Source organism: Streptomyces sp. CNT372 (assembly GCF_000377145.1).
In genome coordinates, this window is record NZ_KB897790.1 from 15,012 (window position 1) to 31,401 (window position 16,390).

Consider the following 16,390-nt stretch of genomic DNA (forward strand, 5'->3'; position numbering starts at 1 on the left):
GCCGAACAGAGAGCGGTGTCGCAGTGACCGGTGGAGAGGTTGCCGGGATTCTGGTGGCCGTCTTCTGGGCGATCCTGGTGTCCTTCCTCGCAGTGGTGCTGGTGAGGCTGGCCCAGACGCTCAGAGCGACCACCCGACTCGTGGCGGACGTGTCCGAACAGGCCGTACCCCTGCTCGCGGAGGCCTCCGCGACCGTGCGGTCCGCACAGACCCAGCTCGACCGGGTCGACGCGATCGCCAGCGATGTCCAGGAGGTCACCTCCAACGCCTCGGCGCTCTCCACCACCGTCGCCTCCACCTTCGGCGGCCCGCTGGTGAAGGTGGCCGCCTTCGGCTACGGCGTCCGCCGGGCGCTGGGCCGCGGGGACGGCCCCGAGCCCCGCCGCGACCGCCGCACGGTGGTCGTCGGCCGGACCCTGCCGGGCGCACGACGCAGCAAGCGGAAGGGCTGAGCCACCACCATGTTCCGCCGTACCTTCTGGTTCACCGCGGGCGCAGCCGCCGGCGTGTGGGCCACCACCAAGGTCAACCGCAAACTCCGGCAGCTCACGCCCGAGAGCCTGGCCGCCCAGGCGGCCGACAAGGCCGTCGAAGCGGGGCACCGCCTCAAGGAGCTCGCCCTCGACGTCCGCGCGCAGATGGCCCAGCGCGAGGCCGAACTCGGCGAGGCCCTGGGCCTGAACGCCGGCCCCGACCGTGACCCTCCGCTCGCGCTCCCGCCGTCGGGCCGGCGCCCCGCCGTCGGCCCGGCTCCCCGCAGGCCCGGCACGGGCACCGGGTACCACCGCACCACGCAGAACCCCACCGAGGACCGGGGCCGCCCCGGCACCTCGTACAACCGGAATGAGGACCACTGATGGAGTCGGCTGAAATCCGCCGCCGCTGGCTGAGCTTCTTCGAGGAGCGCGGGCACACCGTCGTCCCTTCGGCGTCGCTCATCGCGGACGACCCGACTCTGCTGCTGGTCCCCGCGGGCATGGTCCCCTTCAAGCCGTACTTCCTCGGCGAGGTCAAGCCCCCCGCCCCGCGCGTCACCAGCGTGCAGAAGTGCGTGCGCACCCCGGACATCGAAGAGGTCGGCAAGACCACCCGCCACGGCACCTTCTTCCAGATGTGCGGCAACTTCTCCTTCGGCGACTACTTCAAGGAAGGTGCCATCAAGCTCGCCTGGGAGCTGCTCACCAGCCCCCAGGACAAGGGCGGTTACGGCCTGGAGCCGGAGAAGCTCTGGATCACCGTCTACCTCGACGACGACGAGGCCGAGCGGATCTGGCGCGATGTGATCGGCGTCCCGGCCGAGCGCATCCAGCGGCTGGGCAAGAAGGACAACTTCTGGTCCATGGGCGTCCCCGGCCCCTGCGGCCCCTGCTCCGAGATCAACTACGACCGCGGCCCTGAGTTCGGCGAGGAGGGCGGCCCGGCCGTCAACGACGAACGCTACGTGGAGATCTGGAACCTGGTCTTCATGCAGTACGAGCGCGGCGCCGGCGACGGCAAGGAGGACTTCCCGATCCTCGGGGACCTGCCGAGCAAGAACATCGACACCGGCCTCGGCCTGGAACGTCTCGCCATGATCCTGCAGGGCGTGCAGAACATGTACGAGACCGACACCCTGCGCGTCGTCATGGACGAGGCCACCGGACTGACCGGCGTCCGCTACGGCGCCGAGCAGGGCTCGGACGTCTCCCTGCGCGTGGTCGCCGACCACATCCGCACCTCCACCATGCTCATCGGCGACGGCGTCACCCCCGGCAACGAGGGCCGCGGCTACGTGCTGCGCCGGATCATGCGCCGCGCCATCCGCAACATGCGCCTGCTCGGCGCCACCGGCCCGGTCGTCAAGGACCTGGTCGGCGTCGTCATCGACACCATGGGGCAGCAGTACCCCGAACTGGTCACCGACCGAGGCCGCATCGAGGCCGTCGCCCTGGCCGAGGAGGCCGCCTTCCTCAAGGCCCTCAAGGGCGGCACCAACATCCTCGACACCGCCGTCACCGAGACCAAGGCGGCCGGCGGCACCGTCCTCTCCGGCGACAAGGCGTTCCTGCTCCACGACACCTGGGGCTTCCCGATCGACCTCACCCTGGAGATGGCCGCCGAGCAGGGCCTCTCGGTGGACGAGGACGGCTTCCGCCGCCTGATGAAGGAGCAGCGGGAGCGCGCCAAGGCCGACGCCAAGGCCAAGAAGACCGGCCACGCCGACCTGTCCGCCTATCGCGAGGTCGCCGACACCGCCGGCACCACCGAGTTCACCGGCTACGGATCGACCGAGGGCGAGTCCACGGTCGTCGGCCTGCTGGTCGACGGCGTCTCCTCCCCGGCCGCCTCCGAGGGCGACGAGGTCGAGATCGTCCTCGACCGCACCCCGTTCTACGCCGAGGGCGGCGGCCAGCTCGCCGACCAGGGCCGCATCCGGCTGGATTCCGGCGCGGTCATCGAGGTCCGCGACGTGCAGCAGCCGGTGCCGGGCGTCAGCGTGCACAAGGGCGTCGTCCAGGTCGGCGAGGTCACCGTCGGCGCCTCCGCGTACGCCGCCATCGACGTGCGCCGCCGCCGGGCCATCGCCCGTGCCCACAGCGCCACCCACCTCACCCACCAGGCGCTGCGCGACGCCCTCGGCCCGACGGCCGCCCAGGCCGGTTCGGAGAACTCCCCGGGCCGCTTCCGCTTCGACTTCGGCTCGCCCAACGCTGTCCCCGGCACGGTCCTGACCGACGTCGAGCAGAAGATCAACGAGGTCCTCTCGCGTGAACTCGACGTCCACGCCGAGGTCATGAGCATCGACGACGCCAAGAAGCAGGGCGCCATCGCCGAGTTCGGCGAGAAGTACGGCGAGCGGGTGCGCGTCGTCACCATCGGCGACTTCTCCAAGGAACTGTGCGGCGGCACCCACGTCCACAACACCGCCCAGCTCGGCCTGGTGAAGCTCCTCGGCGAGTCCTCCATCGGCTCCGGCGTGCGCCGCGTCGAGGCCCTGGTGGGCGTGGACGCGTACAACTTCCTCGCCAAGGAGCACACGGTCGTCGCCCAGCTCCAGGAGCTGGTCAAGGGGCGCTCCGAGGAGCTGCCCGAGAAGATCGCCGCCATGCTCGGCAAGCTGAAGGACGCCGAGAAGGAGATCGAGAAGTTCCGCGCGGAGAAGGTGCTGGGCGCCGCCGCCGGTCTCGCCGAGGGTGCCAAGGACGTGCGCGGGGTGGCCCTGGTCACCGGCACCGTCCCGGACGGCACCGGCGCCGACGACCTGCGCAAGCTGGTCCTCGACGTGCGCGGCCGCATCCCGGGCGACCGTCCGGCCGTCGTCGCGGTGTTCGCCGTCACCAACGGGCGTCCGCTCACGGTCGTCGCCACCAACGAGGCCGCCCGCGAGCGCGGTCTCAAGGCCGGTGACCTGGTGCGCACCGCCGCCGGTGCCCTCGGCGGCGGAGGCGGCGGCAAGCCGGACGTCGCCCAGGGCGGCGGCCAGAACCCGGAGGCCGTGACGGACGCCATCGCCGCCGTCGAGCGCCTCGTCGCCGAGAAGGCGTGACGGGCGTGACCGGTGCGACGTCCGGCGCGGAGGCCGGCCCGGCAGGGATGCGCCGGGGCCGGCGGCTCGCGATCGACGTGGGGGACGCCCGGATCGGGGTCGCCTCGTGCGACCCCGACGGGGTCCTCGCCACCCCGGTGGAGACCGTGCCGGGGCGTGACGTCCCGGCCGCCCACCGGCGGTTGCGCCAGCTGGTCGAGGAGTACGAGCCGATCGAGGTCGTCGTGGGCCTGCCCCGCTCGCTGAGCGGCGGGGAGGGTCCGGCGGCCAAGAAGGTCCGCTCCTTCGCCCGGACCCTGGCCCAGGGGATCAGGCCGGTCCCGGTGCGGCTGGTCGACGAGCGCATGACCACGGTGACGGCCACCCAGGGCCTGCGCGCCTCGGGTGTGAAGTCGAAGAAGGGCCGCTCGGTGGTCGACCAGGCGGCCGCCGTCGTCATCCTCCAGAACGCGCTGGAGTCCGAACGGGTGTCCGGCAATCCGCCAGGAGAGGGCGTCGAAACGATTGTCTGATCGCGATACGGTAACGTTCCGCGCGATGCGGCCGTGTCCGAACAGCCGCCGCACAGACAAGAGGCGGACCGTCCGCACCGCCTCGCGGCCCTAGGGGATCGATGACTGAGTATGGCCGGGGCCCCGGCTCCGAACCGTGGCATCCCGAGGATCCTCTCTACGGGGACCAGGGATGGAGTCGCCGGGACGCGTCGGGCCAGGACGGTTACGACGCCGGGCAGCAGCAGTACCCCCAGGGCCAGGGCGGCGAGACCCCCTACGGTCACCAGCAGCCCTATCAGGGCGGTTACGACCAGCAGCAGTACGGCCACCAGCAGGCTCAGCAGCAGTACGGCGGACAGGACCCGTACCAGCAGCAGTACGGCACCCAGGGCGGCGGACAGCAGTACGAGACTGGCCAGTACCCGGCCCAGCCGGAGTACGGCCAGGGCGACCAGCAGCAGTACGACACCGGCCAGTACGCCCACCAGCACCAGCAGCACCACCAGCAGTACGGGGGCGGGCAGCCCTACGACCCCTCATGGGACACGAGTCAGCAGGCGTCCGCGCCCTACGGCACCGACCAGGCCGGCGCCTACGGCGGAGCCCCCGCGGGCTACGGCAGCCGCCAGGAGGCCGACTACTACGGCACCACCGAGGCGTACCCGCCCCCCGAACCCCCCGCGCGCCGGGGCCGCCCCGCCCCCCCGCCGCAGCCCGAGCCGGAGGCCCCCACCGACTGGGACGCCGAGGCGGCGAAGGAGGAGGACCACCCCTTCTTCACCGGTCAGGACGCCCCCGCCGAGCGCCGCGGCGGACGCCGGCGCGACGAGGACCCGGACGACGACGGCTACGACGACGAGGACGACGACCCGGACGAGCGCCACGACGGCGGAGGCGGCCGGGGCAAGGGCAAGCGCAAGAGCCGCAACGGCCTGGCCTGCCTGGTCGTCGCCGCGGTCCTGGTGGGCGGCGCCGGTGGTGCCGCCTACTTCGGTTACCAGTTCTGGCAGAACCGGGACAAGGTCGAGGACTTCGCGGGTGCGGGATCCGGCCAGGCGGTCGTCGACATCCCCAAGGGAGCCACGGGCGCCCAGATCGGCCAGATCCTCAAGGCGGAAGGCGTCGTCAAGAGCGTCGACGCCTTCATCCAGGCGCAGAACGACAACCCCAAGGGCACCAGCATCCAGGACGGCGGCTATGTCCTGAAGAAGGAGATGTCCGGCAAGGCCGCGGTCGAGCTGATGCTCGACCCCGCCAGCCGGAACAACCTGGTCTTCGGCGAGGGCAGGCGCAACGCCGAGGTCTACGACCTGGTCGACAAGCGCCTGGAGCTGAAGCCCGGCACCACGGCCAAGATCGCCAAGGAGAAGGCCGGCGCCCTCGGCCTCCCCGACTGGGCCAAGGGCCACAAGAACGTCAAGGACCCCCTGGAGGGCTTCCTCTTCCCGGCCGCCTACCCGGCACCCAAGGGCACCGACCCCGAGGCGCTGCTGAAGAAGATGGTCGCCCGGGCCAACCAGGAGTACGAGAAGGCCGACCTGGAGGGCAAGGCCCAGGGGCTCGGGCTGAAGAACCCGTGGGAACTGCTGACCGTCGCCAGCCTGGTTCAGGTCGAGGGCAAGACGGAGGACGACTTCCGCAAGATGTCCGAGGTCGTCTACAACCGCCTCAAGCCCACCAACACCGAGACCAACCAGCTCCTCCAGTTCGACTCGGCGTTCAACTACCTCAAGGGCCAGAGCAACATCGACATCTCCGAGGCGGAGATCAACAAGAACCAGGACCCGTACAACACCTACACCCAGAAGGGTCTGACCCCGGGGCCGATCAGCAACCCGGGCAACGAGGCCATCACCGCCGCACTCAGCCCGACCGAGGACGGCTGGATGTACTTCGTGGCGACCGACGGCATGGAGGTGACGGAGTTCGCCAAGAACCACGACGACTTCCTGAAGCTGAAGAAGAAGTTCAATGACAGCTAGCTGCGCTCCGGGGAGCGATGCGGGCCGGCGGGCAGCCGTGCTCGGCTCGCCCATCGCCCACTCGCTCTCCCCGGTGCTGCACCGCGCCGCCTACGCCGAACTCGGCCTCACCGACTGGTCCTACGACCGCTTCGAGGTCGGCGAGGCCGCCCTCCCGGCCTTCCTGGCCGGACTCGACGCCTCCTGGGCGGGTCTCTCGCTCACCATGCCGCTCAAGCGCGCGGTCATCCCGCTGCTGGACGGCGTCAGCGACACCGCCGCCTCCGTCGAGGCGGTCAACACCGTCGTCCTCACCGGGGACGGCCGCCGGCTCGGCGACAACACCGACATCCCCGGCATGATCGCCGCCCTGCGCGAACGCGGCGTGGCGACGGTGGAGTCCGCCGCGGTCCTCGGCGCCGGCGCCACGGCCTCCTCCGCGCTGGCCGCGCTCGCCCGGCTCTGCACCGGCCCCGTCACCGCCTATGTCCGCAGCGCCGCCCGCGCCGAGGAGATGCGTGGCTGGGGCGAGCGGCTGGGCGTCGACGTCCGGACCGCCGACTGGGCGGACGCCGCCGAGGCCCTGCGCGCGCCCCTGGTCGTCGCCACCACCCCGGAGGGCAGCACCGACGCCCTCGCCGCGGCCGTGCCCGAGGCCCCCGGCACCCTCTTCGACGTCCTCTACGAGCCCTGGCCCACCCGCCTGGCCGCCGCCTGGTCGGCGCGCGGGGGAGCGGTGGTCGGCGGGCTGGACCTGCTGGTGCACCAGGCCGTCCTCCAGGTCGAGCAGATGACCGGCCGGACGCCCGCGCCGCTCGCCGCGATGCGCCGCGCGGGCGAGCAGGCCCTCGCCGCCCGCCACGCCTCCGCCTGACCCGCCTGCCCGCTTCCCCGGGCGGCCCCGTACCTGTCTCGGCGGACGTCCGCCTGATGGGACGGTGTCCGGGACGCCTTCCCGGACATGGGAGGATCGGTTCAGGCGTACCAGGGCCGTGCTCCCGGCCGTACCCGCCGGGAGCCCGGGCCGCGCCGCCGCAGTTCTGAGCGCGAGCATGAGGAGCACCGTTGAGCAGGTTGCGTTGGCTGACCGCGGGCGAGTCGCACGGACCCGCACTGGTGGCGACGCTGGAGGGTCTTCCCGCCGGTGTCCCCGTCACCACCGACATGGTGGCGGACCACCTCGCCCGGCGGCGCCTCGGCTACGGGCGCGGTGCGCGGATGAAGTTCGAGCGCGACGAGGTCACCTTCCTCGGCGGGGTGCGCCACGGCCTGACCATGGGCTCCCCGGTCGCCGTCATGGTCGGCAACACCGAGTGGCCCAAGTGGGAGAAGGTCATGGCGGCCGACCCCGTCGACCCCGACGAGCTGGCCGCCCTCGCCCGCAACGCGCCCCTGACCCGTCCCCGCCCCGGCCACGCCGACCTCGCCGGGATGCAGAAGTACGCCCTCGACGAGGCCCGCCCGGTCCTGGAGCGCGCCAGCGCCCGGGAGACCGCGGCCCGCGTCGCGCTGGGTGCGGTGGCCCGCTCCTACCTCAAGGAGACCGCGGGCATCGAGATCGTCTCCCATGTCGTTGAGCTCGCCGCCGCCAAGGCCCCCTACGGCGTCTACCCGACCCCCGCCGACGTCGAGAAGCTGGACGCCGACCCGGTGCGCTGCCTGGACGCCGACGCGAGCAAGGCGATGGTCGCCGAGATCGACCAGGCCCACAAGGACGGTGACACCCTCGGCGGTGTCGTCGAGGTGCTGGCGTACGGGGTGCCCGTCGGCCTCGGCTCGCACGTGCACTGGGACCGGCGCCTGGACGCCCGGCTCGCCGCCGCGCTCATGGGCATCCAGGCGATCAAGGGCGTCGAGGTGGGCGACGGCTTCGACCTCGCCCGCGTCCCCGGCTCCAAGGCGCACGACGAGATCGTCCCCACCGACGAGGGCATCCGGCGCACCTCCGGCCGCTCCGGCGGCACCGAGGGCGGGATGAGCACCGGCGAGCTGCTGCGCGTGCGCGCCGCGATGAAGCCCATCGCCACCGTGCCGCGCGCCCTGAAGACCGTGGACGTGGAGACCGGCGAGCCCGCCGCCGCGCACCACCAGCGCTCCGACGTGTGCGCGGTCCCGGCGGCCGGCATCGTCGCCGAGGCCATGGTCGCGCTGGTCCTGGCGGACGCCGTCGCCGAGAAGTTCGGCGGCGACAGCGTCACCGAGACCCGCCGCAACGTGCGGTCCTACCTCGACAACCTGCACATCCGGTGACCGCCCCGCTGATCGTCCTCGTCGGGCCGATGGGCTCGGGCAAGTCGACGGTCGGCGAGCTGCTCGCCGGCCGGCTCGGCGTCCCCTACCGGGACACCGACGCCGACATCGTCGCCGCCGAGGGCCGCGAGATCTCGGACATCTTCGTCGAGGACGGCGAGGAGCACTTCCGGGCCCTGGAGCGCGCCGCCGTACGGGCCGCCGTCACCGACCACACCGGCGTCCTCTCCCTCGGCGGCGGTGCCGTCCTGGACGACGGCACCCGGGCGCTGCTCGCCGGGCTGCCCGTCGTCTACCTCTCCATGGACGTGGAGGAGGCCGTGCGCCGGGTCGGGCTGAACACCGCCCGCCCGCTGCTCGCCGTCAACCCGCGCCGCCAGTGGCGCGAGCTGATGGAGGCCCGCCGCCACCTCTACACCGAGGTCGCCCGCGCGGTCGTCGCCACCGACGACCGCACCCCCGAGGAGGTCGCTCAGGCCGTCCTCGACGCACTCGAAGCGAAGGGCCGCGCCCCGGGGGGGCCGTCCCCCGAGACCCGGCACAACCCGGACACCCGGCAGGAGAAGCAGTGACCGACCAGGCAGTGACGCGTATCCAGGTCGGCGGTACGGCCGGCACCGACCCGTACGAGGTGCTGATCGGCCGGCAGCTCCTGGGCGAGCTGGGCGGACTGATCGGCCCCGGTGTGCGCCGGGTCGCCGTCATCCACCCCGAGGCCCTCGCCGAGACGGGCGAGGCCCTGCGCAGCGACCTCGCCGATCAGGGGTACGAGGCCGTCAACATCCAGGTGCCCAACGCGGAGGAGGCGAAGACCGCCGAGGTCGCCGCCTACTGCTGGAAGGCCCTCGGCCAGACCGGCTTCACGCGCAGCGACGTGATCGTGGGCGTCGGCGGCGGTGCCACCACCGACCTGGCCGGCTTCGTCGCGGCGACCTGGCTGCGCGGGGTCCGCTGGATCGCCGTGCCGACCACCGTGCTGGCCATGGTGGACGCGGCGGTCGGCGGCAAGACGGGCATCAACACCGCCGAGGGCAAGAACCTGGTCGGCGCCTTCCATCCGCCCGCCGGGGTCCTCTGCGACCTGGCCGCCCTGGGCTCCCTCCCCGTGCACGACTACGTCAGCGGCATGGCCGAGGTCATCAAGGCCGGTTTCATCGCCGACCCGGTCATTCTCGACCTGGTCGAGTCCGACCCCGAGGGCGCGCGCACCCCCGCCGGGCCGCACACCGCGGAGCTGATCGAGCGCTCCATCCGGGTCAAGGCCGACGTCGTCTCCAGCGACCTCAAGGAGGCCGGGCTCCGCGAGATCCTCAACTACGGCCACACCCTGGCGCACGCGATCGAGAAGAACGAGCGCTACAAGTGGCGGCACGGTGCGGCCGTCTCCGTGGGCATGGTCTTCGCCGCCGAACTCGGCCGCCTCGCCGGGCGGCTGGACGACGCCACGGCCGACCGGCACCGCAGCGTCCTGGAGTCCGTCGGGCTGCCGCTGACCTACCGGGGCGACCAGTGGCCCAAGCTGCTGGAGACCATGCGGGTCGACAAGAAGTCCCGGGGCAACCTGCTGCGCTTCATCGTGCTGGACGGCCTCGCCCGGCCGACCGTACTGGAGGGCCCGGATCCGGCCGTGCTGCTCGCCGCGTACGGCGAGGTGTCCGCGTGAGCCGCCGGACGCTGGTGCTCAACGGCCCCAATCTCGGCCGCCTCGGCTCGCGGGAGCCCGACGTCTACGGCTCCACCTCCTACGCCGGTCTGGTGGAGTCCTGCCGGACCCTCGGCGAGGAACTGGGCCTCGACGTCGAGGTGCGCGAGACCAACGACGAGGGGGAGATGATCCGCTGGCTCCACGAGGCCGCCGACGGATCGGTTCCGGTCGTTCTCAACCCGGGCGCCTTCACGCACTACTCGTACGGCATGCGGGACGCGGCGGCCCAGCGGACCGCGCCGCTGATCGAGGTGCACATCTCCAACCCGTACACGCGCGAGGCGTTCCGGCACACCTCCGTGGTCGCGGCCGTCGCCAGCGGGACCGTCGCAGGCTTCGGCATCGGCTCCTACCGGCTGGCGCTGCGGGCGCTGGCGGAGGAACTGGCCGACGCCTGACGCCTGACGCCTGCGGCACGGTGGGACGGCGCCCCGGCCGCTCCGGCACGGTGGCGCCGAACGGGCCCGGCATGCCGGGCACTTCGGGAGACATCCGGCCGTTGTGAGAAGAGCGACCGGTCACGGTCGCACATCAGAACGGCTTCGGGAAGGTACCGTTCGGTGGCGGGAGGCCGAACGGCCGCCCGCTCAGCGTCAGTCGCACGAGACGGAGTGGCACCGGATGCAGCACGCAGTGGGGGCTCCGCCGCCACCGCCCCACGGACCGGGGCAGGGACCGGCGGGCCGGCCGCCCGGCGCCCATCACCCGGGACCGGCCCCCGGCCTCCCTGCCGGACCGCCCCCGCCTCCGCCACCCCTGGCCGCGCCCGCCCCCCAGGGCCCCGGCCACCCGGGCCAGGCGCCGGGTCACCCGCCCGTCGCCCCGCCCGCGCCCGGCGCCCCCGGGCACGCCTGGCACGGCCCCGCGGCCCGGCACCCCTCCGGACCGCAGCCGCCCGCCGGGCCGCGGCACCCGGACACCACCGGCCATGTCCGGCTCCCCGCGGGCGAGCCCGTGCCGATACCCGCCCCGCCCCCGTCGGAGGGCGGCACCGGCACGGCGATGCTCGCCGTCCTCCTGATCGGCCCGGCCGGCGCGGGCAAGACCACCGTCGCCCGCCACTGGGCGCGGACCCGGCGCGTCCCCACCGCCCACATCAGCCTGGACGATGTGCGCGAATGGGTCTGCTCCGGTTTCGCCGACCCCCAGGACGGCTGGAACGACCACTCCGAGGCCCAGTACCGCCTGGCCCGCCGCACCTGCGGCTTCGCCGCCCGGAACTTCCTCGCCAACGGCATCTCCTGCATCCTCGACGACGCGGTCTTCCCCGACCGCCCCGTGGTCGGCCTCGGCGGCTGGAAGCGCCACGTGGGCCCGGGGCTCCTCCCGGTGGTCCTCCTCCCGGGCCTGGAGATCGTCCTGGAGCGGAACGCGGAACGCTCGGGCAACCGCCGCCTCTCCGACGAGGAGGTGGCCGGCATCCACGGCCGCATGGCGGGCTGGTACGGCTCGGGCCTCCCGATCATCGACAACTCCACGTACGACGTGGAGACCACGGCCCGCGTCCTGGACGACGTCCTCGCCCGCGCCATCGCCAGCCCGCCCAGCTGGTAGCCCGGCACGGCGGCGCGCCCCCGAGCCCGGCGCCCCGGGCCCGGCGCCCCGGGCCCGGCGTTCCCCGGGAGCGCGCCGCCGCACCGACGGACGCGCCACCGGGCCGAGGCGGCGGCGGGCTCGTACGCTCGGAGAATGTCCGAGGTGTTCGCCGACCGGCGCGGCCGACTGCGCGACCGGTGTGCGGCGGCCGGGACCGCCGCCGTCCTGGTCTCCCGCCCCGCCAACGTCCGCTATCTCGCCGGCGCCGCCCCGCCCGGCGCCGTCCTGCTGCTCGGGCCCGGCGGCGAGGACGCGCTGCTCTGCCCCCGCGCCCCCACCGGCGACCCGGTGGAAGGACATCTGGACGACGGGCTGCGCACCGCCGTGCTGCCCGCGGGCGGGGCCGACCCCGCCGTGGCCGCCGCCGAACGCGCCCGCACCGGCGGGGCCGGCTCCCTCGCGGTGGAGGAGCACCATCTGACGGTGGCCCGGCACCGGGCCCTCGCCGCCGCCGCGCCCGCGCTGACCGTCACCGACCTGGGGACCGCCGTCGAGCAGCAGCGCGTCGTCAAGGACGAGGACGAGATCGCCGCGCTGCGCATCGCCGCCGAGATCACCGACCAGGCCCTCGGCGAACTCCTCGAATCGATCCTCGTCGGCCGCACCGAACGGCACCTCGCCCTGGAGCTGGAGCGCCGCCTGGTCGACCACGGCGCCGACGGGCCCGCGTTCCCCACCTGCGTCGCCGCCGGCCCCAACGCCGGGCTCCCCGGCCACCGGCCCTCGGACCGGCGGGTGGAGGAGGGCGACTTCCTGTCGGTCTCGCTCGGCGCCAACTACCGCGGCTACCGCTGCGAGATCGGCCGGACCTTCGTCATCGGCACCTCCCCGGCGGACTGGCAGGTCGAGCTGTACGACCTCGTCTTCGCCGCTCAGCGGGCCGGACGGGAGGCGCTGGTGCCCGGTGCCGCCTACCGCGAGGTCGACCGTGCGGCCCGGCAGATCCTGGACGGCGCCGGGTACGGCGAGAACCTCGCGCCCCGCACCGGCCACGGGGTGGGGCTCGAAATCGGCGAGGACCCGCAGCTCGCCCCTGCGGCCATGGGTAAACTGGACGCTTGCGTGCCGGTCACCGTCGAACCGGGGGTCCACCTCCCGGGACGGGGCGGTGTCCGGATCGATGACACGCTCGTCGTGCGCCAGGAGGCGGACGGCGGCCCCGAGCTACTCACCATCACGACCAAGGAGCTGCTCGCGCTGTAGGGCGCGGACCTCGGTCGTCCACCAGCGTCAGTCCAGGAGATTCCGCAACCGTGGCTTCCACGAACGACCTCAAGAACGGCATGGTGCTCAAGCTCGACGGAGGCCAGCTCTGGTCCGTCGTCGAGTTCCAGCACGTCAAGCCCGGCAAGGGCCCGGCCTTCGTGCGCACCAAGCTCAAGAACGTGCTCTCCGGCAAGGTCGTCGACAAGACCTTCAACGCAGGCGTGAAGGTCGAGACGGCCACCGTCGACCGCCGCGACATGCAGTTCTCGTACATGGACGGCGAGTACTTCGTCTTCATGGACATGCAGACGTACGACCAGCTGATGATCGACCGCAAGACGGTCGGCAACGCCGCGAACTTCCTCATCGAGGGCTTCACGGCCAGCGTCGCGCAGCACGAGGGCGAGGTGCTCTACGTCGAGCTCCCCGCCGCCGTCGAGCTGACGATCCAGCACACCGAGCCGGGCGTGCAGGGCGACCGCTCCACCGGTGGCTCCAAGCCCGCCACCCTGGAGACCGGTTACGAGATCCAGGTCCCGCTGTTCATCACCACCGGCGAGAAGATCAAGGTCGACACCCGTTCGGGCGACTACCTCGGCCGGGTGAACAGCTAACCGTGGCTGCCCGCAACAAGGCCCGCAAGCGTGCCTTCCAGATCCTCTTCGAGGCCGACCAGCGCGGGGCGTCCGTGCAGGACGTCCTCGCCGACTGGGTCCGGCACGCGCGGTCCGACGACCGTCAGCCGCCGGTCGCCGAGTACACCATGGACCTCGTCGAGGGCTATGCGCAGCACTCCGACCGCATCGACGAGCTGATCGCCACCTACGCGGTCGGCTGGACGCTCGACCGGATGCCCGTCGTCGACCGGAACATCCTGCGCCTCGGCGCCTACGAGCTGGTGTGGGTGGACGGTACACCGGACGCCGTGGTGATCGACGAGGCGGTGCAGCTCGCCAAGGAGTTCTCCACCGACGAGTCCCCCTCGTTCGTGAACGGCCTGCTGGGCCGCTTCAAGGACCTCAAGCCGAGCCTCCGCCGCGACCAGTAGCCCCTCAGGCGGCGGGCGAGCGAGCCGGCGAGCACCGGGCCCGGTGCGGAGTGACACACGTCCTCCGCACCGGGCCTGGCGCGTTCTCGCCGTGGGAGCGCCGTAGGAAGGGCCCCTCGGACGGCCCTCCGAGGGGCGGAAACGCGCGGAGGGCGGAAGCGGATGACCGCTTCCGCCCTCCGGCGTGACGTTTTTTCAGCGCTGATCCCGTCGGGAAATCAGCTCTCCTCGTGGGCGACCGCGCGCCGGGCGTCCGCGTCCAGCACACCCCAGCTGATGAGCTGCTCGGTCAGGACCGAGGGGGACTGGTCGTAGATCACGGCCAGGGTGCGCAGGTCGTCCTGGCGGATCGACAGCACCTTGCCGTTGTAGTCGCCGCGCTGGGACTGGATGGTGGCCGCGTACCGCTGGAGCGGGCCGGCCTTCTCCTGCGGGACGTGGGCCAGGCGCTCCAGGTCGAGCACCAGCTTCGGCGGCGGCTCGGCGGCCCCGCCCGGCGTGGTGCCCGGCAGCAGCTCCTGCACGGGGACGCCGTAGAAGTCCGCCAGCTCGGCGAGGCGCTGCACGGTCACCGCACGGTCGCCGCGCTCGTAGGAGCCGACCACCACGGCCTTCCAGCGCCCCTGGGACTTCTCCTCCACGCCGTGGAGGGACAGACCCTGCTGGGTGCGGATGGCGCGGAGCTTGGCCCCGAGCTGCTTTGCGTATTCGCTGGACATATAGCTCCCCGGACGCTGTGACAACGTGCGGCTCGGCCGCGCGACTGGTAACTCACTGTGAGGTTACGCAGCGTGACTTGGCTGAGTCAAGCCGAATGGTCCGGACCGGTTTCGGCCACGGACCGGCGTAGCCGGATCAGTACACCCATCAAGCACTGGTAATGTGGTCGGCGCAATTCCGACGTCCTTTAAGAACCGTCCCGTGAGGCGGAGAAGGAGGTCCGTTTCGTATGGACGCACAGCACAGCCCCGAGGTCCCGCGGCCCGTCCTGGAGGCTCCGGACATCGCGCGGGTGCTCACCCGCATCGCCCACGAGATCGTCGAACGCGCCAAGGGCGCCGACGACGTGGTGCTCCTCGGCATCCCCACCCGCGGCGTCTTCCTCGCCCGCCGGCTCGCCGACAAGCTCGAAGGCATCACCGGCCGGAAGATCCCGGTCGGCTCCCTGGACATCACCATGTACCGGGACGACCTGCGGCTCAAGCCCGCCCGCGCGCTCGCCCGCACCGAGATCCCCGGCGACGGCGTCGACGGCCGCCTCGTCGTCCTCGTCGACGACGTCCTCTTCTCCGGGCGCACCATCCGCGCCGCCCTCGACGCCCTCGGCGACATCGGCCGGCCGCGCGCCGTGCAGCTCGCCGTCCTCGTCGACCGCGGCCACCGCGAGCTGCCCATCCGCGCCGACTACGTGGGCAAGAACATCCCCACGTCGCTGCGCGAGGCGGTCAAGGTCCAGCTCGCCGAGGAGGACGGCCGCGACACCGTGCTGCTCGGAATCCGGGGGGCCGCCCCGGCCGCCGCCGGCGAGCAGTAGCAACCCCGTACGCCCCACCCCCGCGTACGGCGCGCGCTCCCGCGCGCCCGCACGTCTCGCGAACCTCCACAGACCTGGAGAAAACCCCCGATGATGCGCCACCTCATCTCGGCCGCCGATCTCACCCGCGACGAAGCCGTCCGCATCCTCGACACCGCCGAGGAGATGGCCCGGGTCGCCGACCGGCCGATCAAGAAGCTGCCCGCCCTGCGCGGCCGCACGGTCTGCAACCTCTTCTTCGAGGACTCGACCCGGACCCGGATCTCCTTCGAGGCCGCCGAGAAGCGCCTCTCCGCCGATGTCATCAACTTCGCCGCCAAGGGCTCCAGCGTCTCCAAGGGCGAGTCGCTGAAGGACACCGCCCAGACCCTGGAGGCCATGGGCGTCGACGCCGTCGTCATCCGGCACGGCGCCTCCGGGGCGCCCTACCGGCTCGCCACCTCCGGCTGGATCGACGCCCCCGTCATCAACGCGGGCGACGGCACCCACCAGCACCCCACCCAGGCCCTGCTCGACGCCTTCACCATGCGCCGCCGCCTGATCGGTCCGGACGCCGGGATCGGCCAGGACCTGGCCGGCCGCCGGATCACGGTCGTCGGCGACATCCTGCACAGCCGGGTCGCCCGCTCCAACGTCGACCTGCTGCACACCCTCGGCGCCGAGGTCACCCTCGTCGCCCCGCCCACCCTGGTGCCCGTCGGTGTGGAGAGCTGGCCCTGCGAGGTCTCCTACGACCTGGACAGCGTCCTCACCAAGTCGGACGCCGTGATGATGCTCCGCGTCCAGCGCGAGCGCATGAACGCGGCCTTCTTCCCCACCGAGCGCGAGTACTCCCGCCGCTACGGCCTCGACGCCGACCGGATGGCGAAGATGCCCGGCCACGCGATCGTGATGCACCCCGGCCCGATGGTCCGCGGCATGGAGATCACCGCAGAGGTCGCCGACTCCGGCCGCTGCACCGTGATCGAGCAGGTCGCCAACGGTGTGTCCATCCGGATGGCCGTGCTCTACCTGCTGCTCGGCGGCAACGAGTCCGACGCCCCCAACCCCCGTACCGAGGAGAAGTAAGA

General features: G+C 72.7%; 17 protein-coding genes. 16 read left to right on the plus strand and 1 reads right to left on the minus strand.

All coding sequences use genetic code 11. From position 1 onward, the window contains the following. Positions 1-23: 23 nt before the first annotated feature. From C593_RS0125025 to nusB, 14 genes are all read left to right on the plus strand, one after another. Positions 24-452, plus strand: a complete 429-nt coding sequence (locus C593_RS0125025) for a DUF948 domain-containing protein (protein ID WP_026278054.1) — start codon at positions 24-26, stop codon at positions 450-452. Positions 453-461: 9 nt separating this feature from the next. Then, positions 462-857 (plus strand): hypothetical protein, encoded by a 396-nt coding sequence (locus tag C593_RS33945; protein WP_018850072.1) that lies wholly within the window; start codon positions 462-464, stop codon positions 855-857. Continuing rightward, the gene (alaS, locus tag C593_RS0125035; RefSeq protein WP_018850073.1) at positions 857-3,526 is read left to right on the plus strand and encodes an alanine--tRNA ligase; all 2,670 of its coding nucleotides are present in this window, start codon (positions 857-859) and stop codon (positions 3,524-3,526) included. The genes C593_RS33945 and alaS overlap by 1 nt, the downstream gene beginning before the upstream one ends. Before the next feature lie 47 nt (positions 3,527-3,573). Continuing rightward, positions 3,574-4,038, plus strand: coding sequence for a Holliday junction resolvase RuvX (ruvX, locus tag C593_RS0125040; RefSeq protein ID WP_026278055.1), 465 nt, complete (start codon positions 3,574-3,576; stop codon positions 4,036-4,038). A gap of 101 nt (positions 4,039-4,139) precedes the next feature. Continuing rightward, positions 4,140-6,002 (plus strand): endolytic transglycosylase MltG, encoded by a 1,863-nt coding sequence (gene mltG / locus C593_RS0125045; protein ID WP_018850075.1) that lies wholly within the window; start codon positions 4,140-4,142, stop codon positions 6,000-6,002. Beyond that, on the plus strand, positions 5,992-6,855 hold the full coding sequence (locus tag C593_RS0125050; RefSeq protein WP_037747081.1) for a shikimate dehydrogenase: 864 nt from the start codon (positions 5,992-5,994) through the stop codon (positions 6,853-6,855). Before mltG ends, C593_RS0125050 begins: the two co-directional genes overlap by 11 nt. Positions 6,856-7,046: 191 nt before the next feature. Then, the gene (gene aroC, locus C593_RS0125055) at positions 7,047-8,231 is read left to right on the plus strand and encodes a chorismate synthase (RefSeq protein ID WP_026278056.1); all 1,185 of its coding nucleotides are present in this window, start codon (positions 7,047-7,049) and stop codon (positions 8,229-8,231) included. Next, complete coding sequence (locus tag C593_RS0125060) at positions 8,228-8,803, plus strand: shikimate kinase (RefSeq protein ID WP_018850078.1); 576 nt, start codon at positions 8,228-8,230, stop codon at positions 8,801-8,803. Before aroC ends, C593_RS0125060 begins: the two co-directional genes overlap by 4 nt. Beyond that, on the plus strand, positions 8,800-9,894 hold the full coding sequence (gene aroB / locus C593_RS0125065; protein WP_018850079.1) for a 3-dehydroquinate synthase: 1,095 nt from the start codon (positions 8,800-8,802) through the stop codon (positions 9,892-9,894). The genes C593_RS0125060 and aroB overlap by 4 nt, the downstream gene beginning before the upstream one ends. Then, positions 9,891-10,334, plus strand: a complete 444-nt coding sequence (locus C593_RS0125070; protein ID WP_018850080.1) for a type II 3-dehydroquinate dehydratase — start codon at positions 9,891-9,893, stop codon at positions 10,332-10,334. Before aroB ends, C593_RS0125070 begins: the two co-directional genes overlap by 4 nt. Before the next feature lie 223 nt (positions 10,335-10,557). Then, a complete protein-coding gene (locus C593_RS32020; protein WP_026278057.1) occupies positions 10,558-11,490 on the plus strand; it encodes an AAA family ATPase in 933 nt (310 codons plus the stop codon). Positions 11,491-11,625: 135 nt separating this feature from the next. Beyond that, the gene (locus tag C593_RS0125080; RefSeq protein WP_018850082.1) at positions 11,626-12,735 is read left to right on the plus strand and encodes an aminopeptidase P family protein; all 1,110 of its coding nucleotides are present in this window, start codon (positions 11,626-11,628) and stop codon (positions 12,733-12,735) included. Positions 12,736-12,785: 50 nt separating this feature from the next. Then, the gene (gene efp, locus C593_RS0125085) at positions 12,786-13,352 is read left to right on the plus strand and encodes an elongation factor P (protein WP_018850083.1); all 567 of its coding nucleotides are present in this window, start codon (positions 12,786-12,788) and stop codon (positions 13,350-13,352) included. Positions 13,353-13,354: 2 nt separating this feature from the next. Then, the gene (nusB, locus tag C593_RS0125090) at positions 13,355-13,786 is read left to right on the plus strand and encodes a transcription antitermination factor NusB (RefSeq protein ID WP_018850084.1); all 432 of its coding nucleotides are present in this window, start codon (positions 13,355-13,357) and stop codon (positions 13,784-13,786) included. A gap of 218 nt (positions 13,787-14,004) precedes the next feature. On the opposite strand, the gene bldD is transcribed toward nusB, so the two are convergent. Next, positions 14,005-14,505 carry a transcriptional regulator BldD gene (gene bldD / locus C593_RS0125095; RefSeq protein WP_005319862.1) on the minus strand — a complete coding sequence of 167 codons (501 nt, stop codon included), beginning with the start codon at positions 14,503-14,505 and terminating at the stop codon, positions 14,005-14,007. A gap of 230 nt (positions 14,506-14,735) precedes the next feature. On the opposite strand from bldD, the gene pyrR reads away from it, so the two are divergent. Next, positions 14,736-15,320, plus strand: a complete 585-nt coding sequence (pyrR, locus tag C593_RS0125100; protein WP_018850085.1) for a bifunctional pyr operon transcriptional regulator/uracil phosphoribosyltransferase PyrR — start codon at positions 14,736-14,738, stop codon at positions 15,318-15,320. A 90-nt stretch (positions 15,321-15,410) separates the two neighbouring features. Continuing rightward, on the plus strand, positions 15,411-16,388 hold the full coding sequence (locus C593_RS0125105; RefSeq protein ID WP_018850086.1) for an aspartate carbamoyltransferase catalytic subunit: 978 nt from the start codon (positions 15,411-15,413) through the stop codon (positions 16,386-16,388). Positions 16,389-16,390: the final 2 nt, after the last annotated feature.

What these genes read in the sequence shown, in the direction of transcription:
- C593_RS33945 (WP_018850072.1), top strand. Translation starts at nt 462, where the DNA reads ATGTTCCGCCGTACCTTCTGGTTCACCGCGGGCGCAGCCGCCGGCGTG.
- alaS (WP_018850073.1), top strand. Translation starts at nt 857, where the DNA reads ATGGAGTCGGCTGAAATCCGCCGCCGCTGGCTGAGCTTCTTCGAGGAG.
- ruvX (WP_026278055.1), top strand. Translation starts at nt 3,574, where the DNA reads ATGCGCCGGGGCCGGCGGCTCGCGATCGACGTGGGGGACGCCCGGATC.
- mltG (WP_018850075.1), top strand. Translation starts at nt 4,140, where the DNA reads ATGACTGAGTATGGCCGGGGCCCCGGCTCCGAACCGTGGCATCCCGAG.
- C593_RS0125050 (WP_037747081.1), top strand. Translation starts at nt 5,992, where the DNA reads ATGACAGCTAGCTGCGCTCCGGGGAGCGATGCGGGCCGGCGGGCAGCC.
- C593_RS32020 (WP_026278057.1), top strand. Translation starts at nt 10,558, where the DNA reads ATGCAGCACGCAGTGGGGGCTCCGCCGCCACCGCCCCACGGACCGGGG.
- C593_RS0125080 (WP_018850082.1), top strand. Translation starts at nt 11,626, where the DNA reads ATGTCCGAGGTGTTCGCCGACCGGCGCGGCCGACTGCGCGACCGGTGT.
- bldD (WP_005319862.1), bottom strand. Translation starts at nt 14,505, where the DNA reads ATGTCCAGCGAATACGCAAAGCAGCTCGGGGCCAAGCTCCGCGCCATC.
- pyrR (WP_018850085.1), top strand. Translation starts at nt 14,736, where the DNA reads ATGGACGCACAGCACAGCCCCGAGGTCCCGCGGCCCGTCCTGGAGGCT.
- C593_RS0125105 (WP_018850086.1), top strand. Translation starts at nt 15,411, where the DNA reads ATGATGCGCCACCTCATCTCGGCCGCCGATCTCACCCGCGACGAAGCC.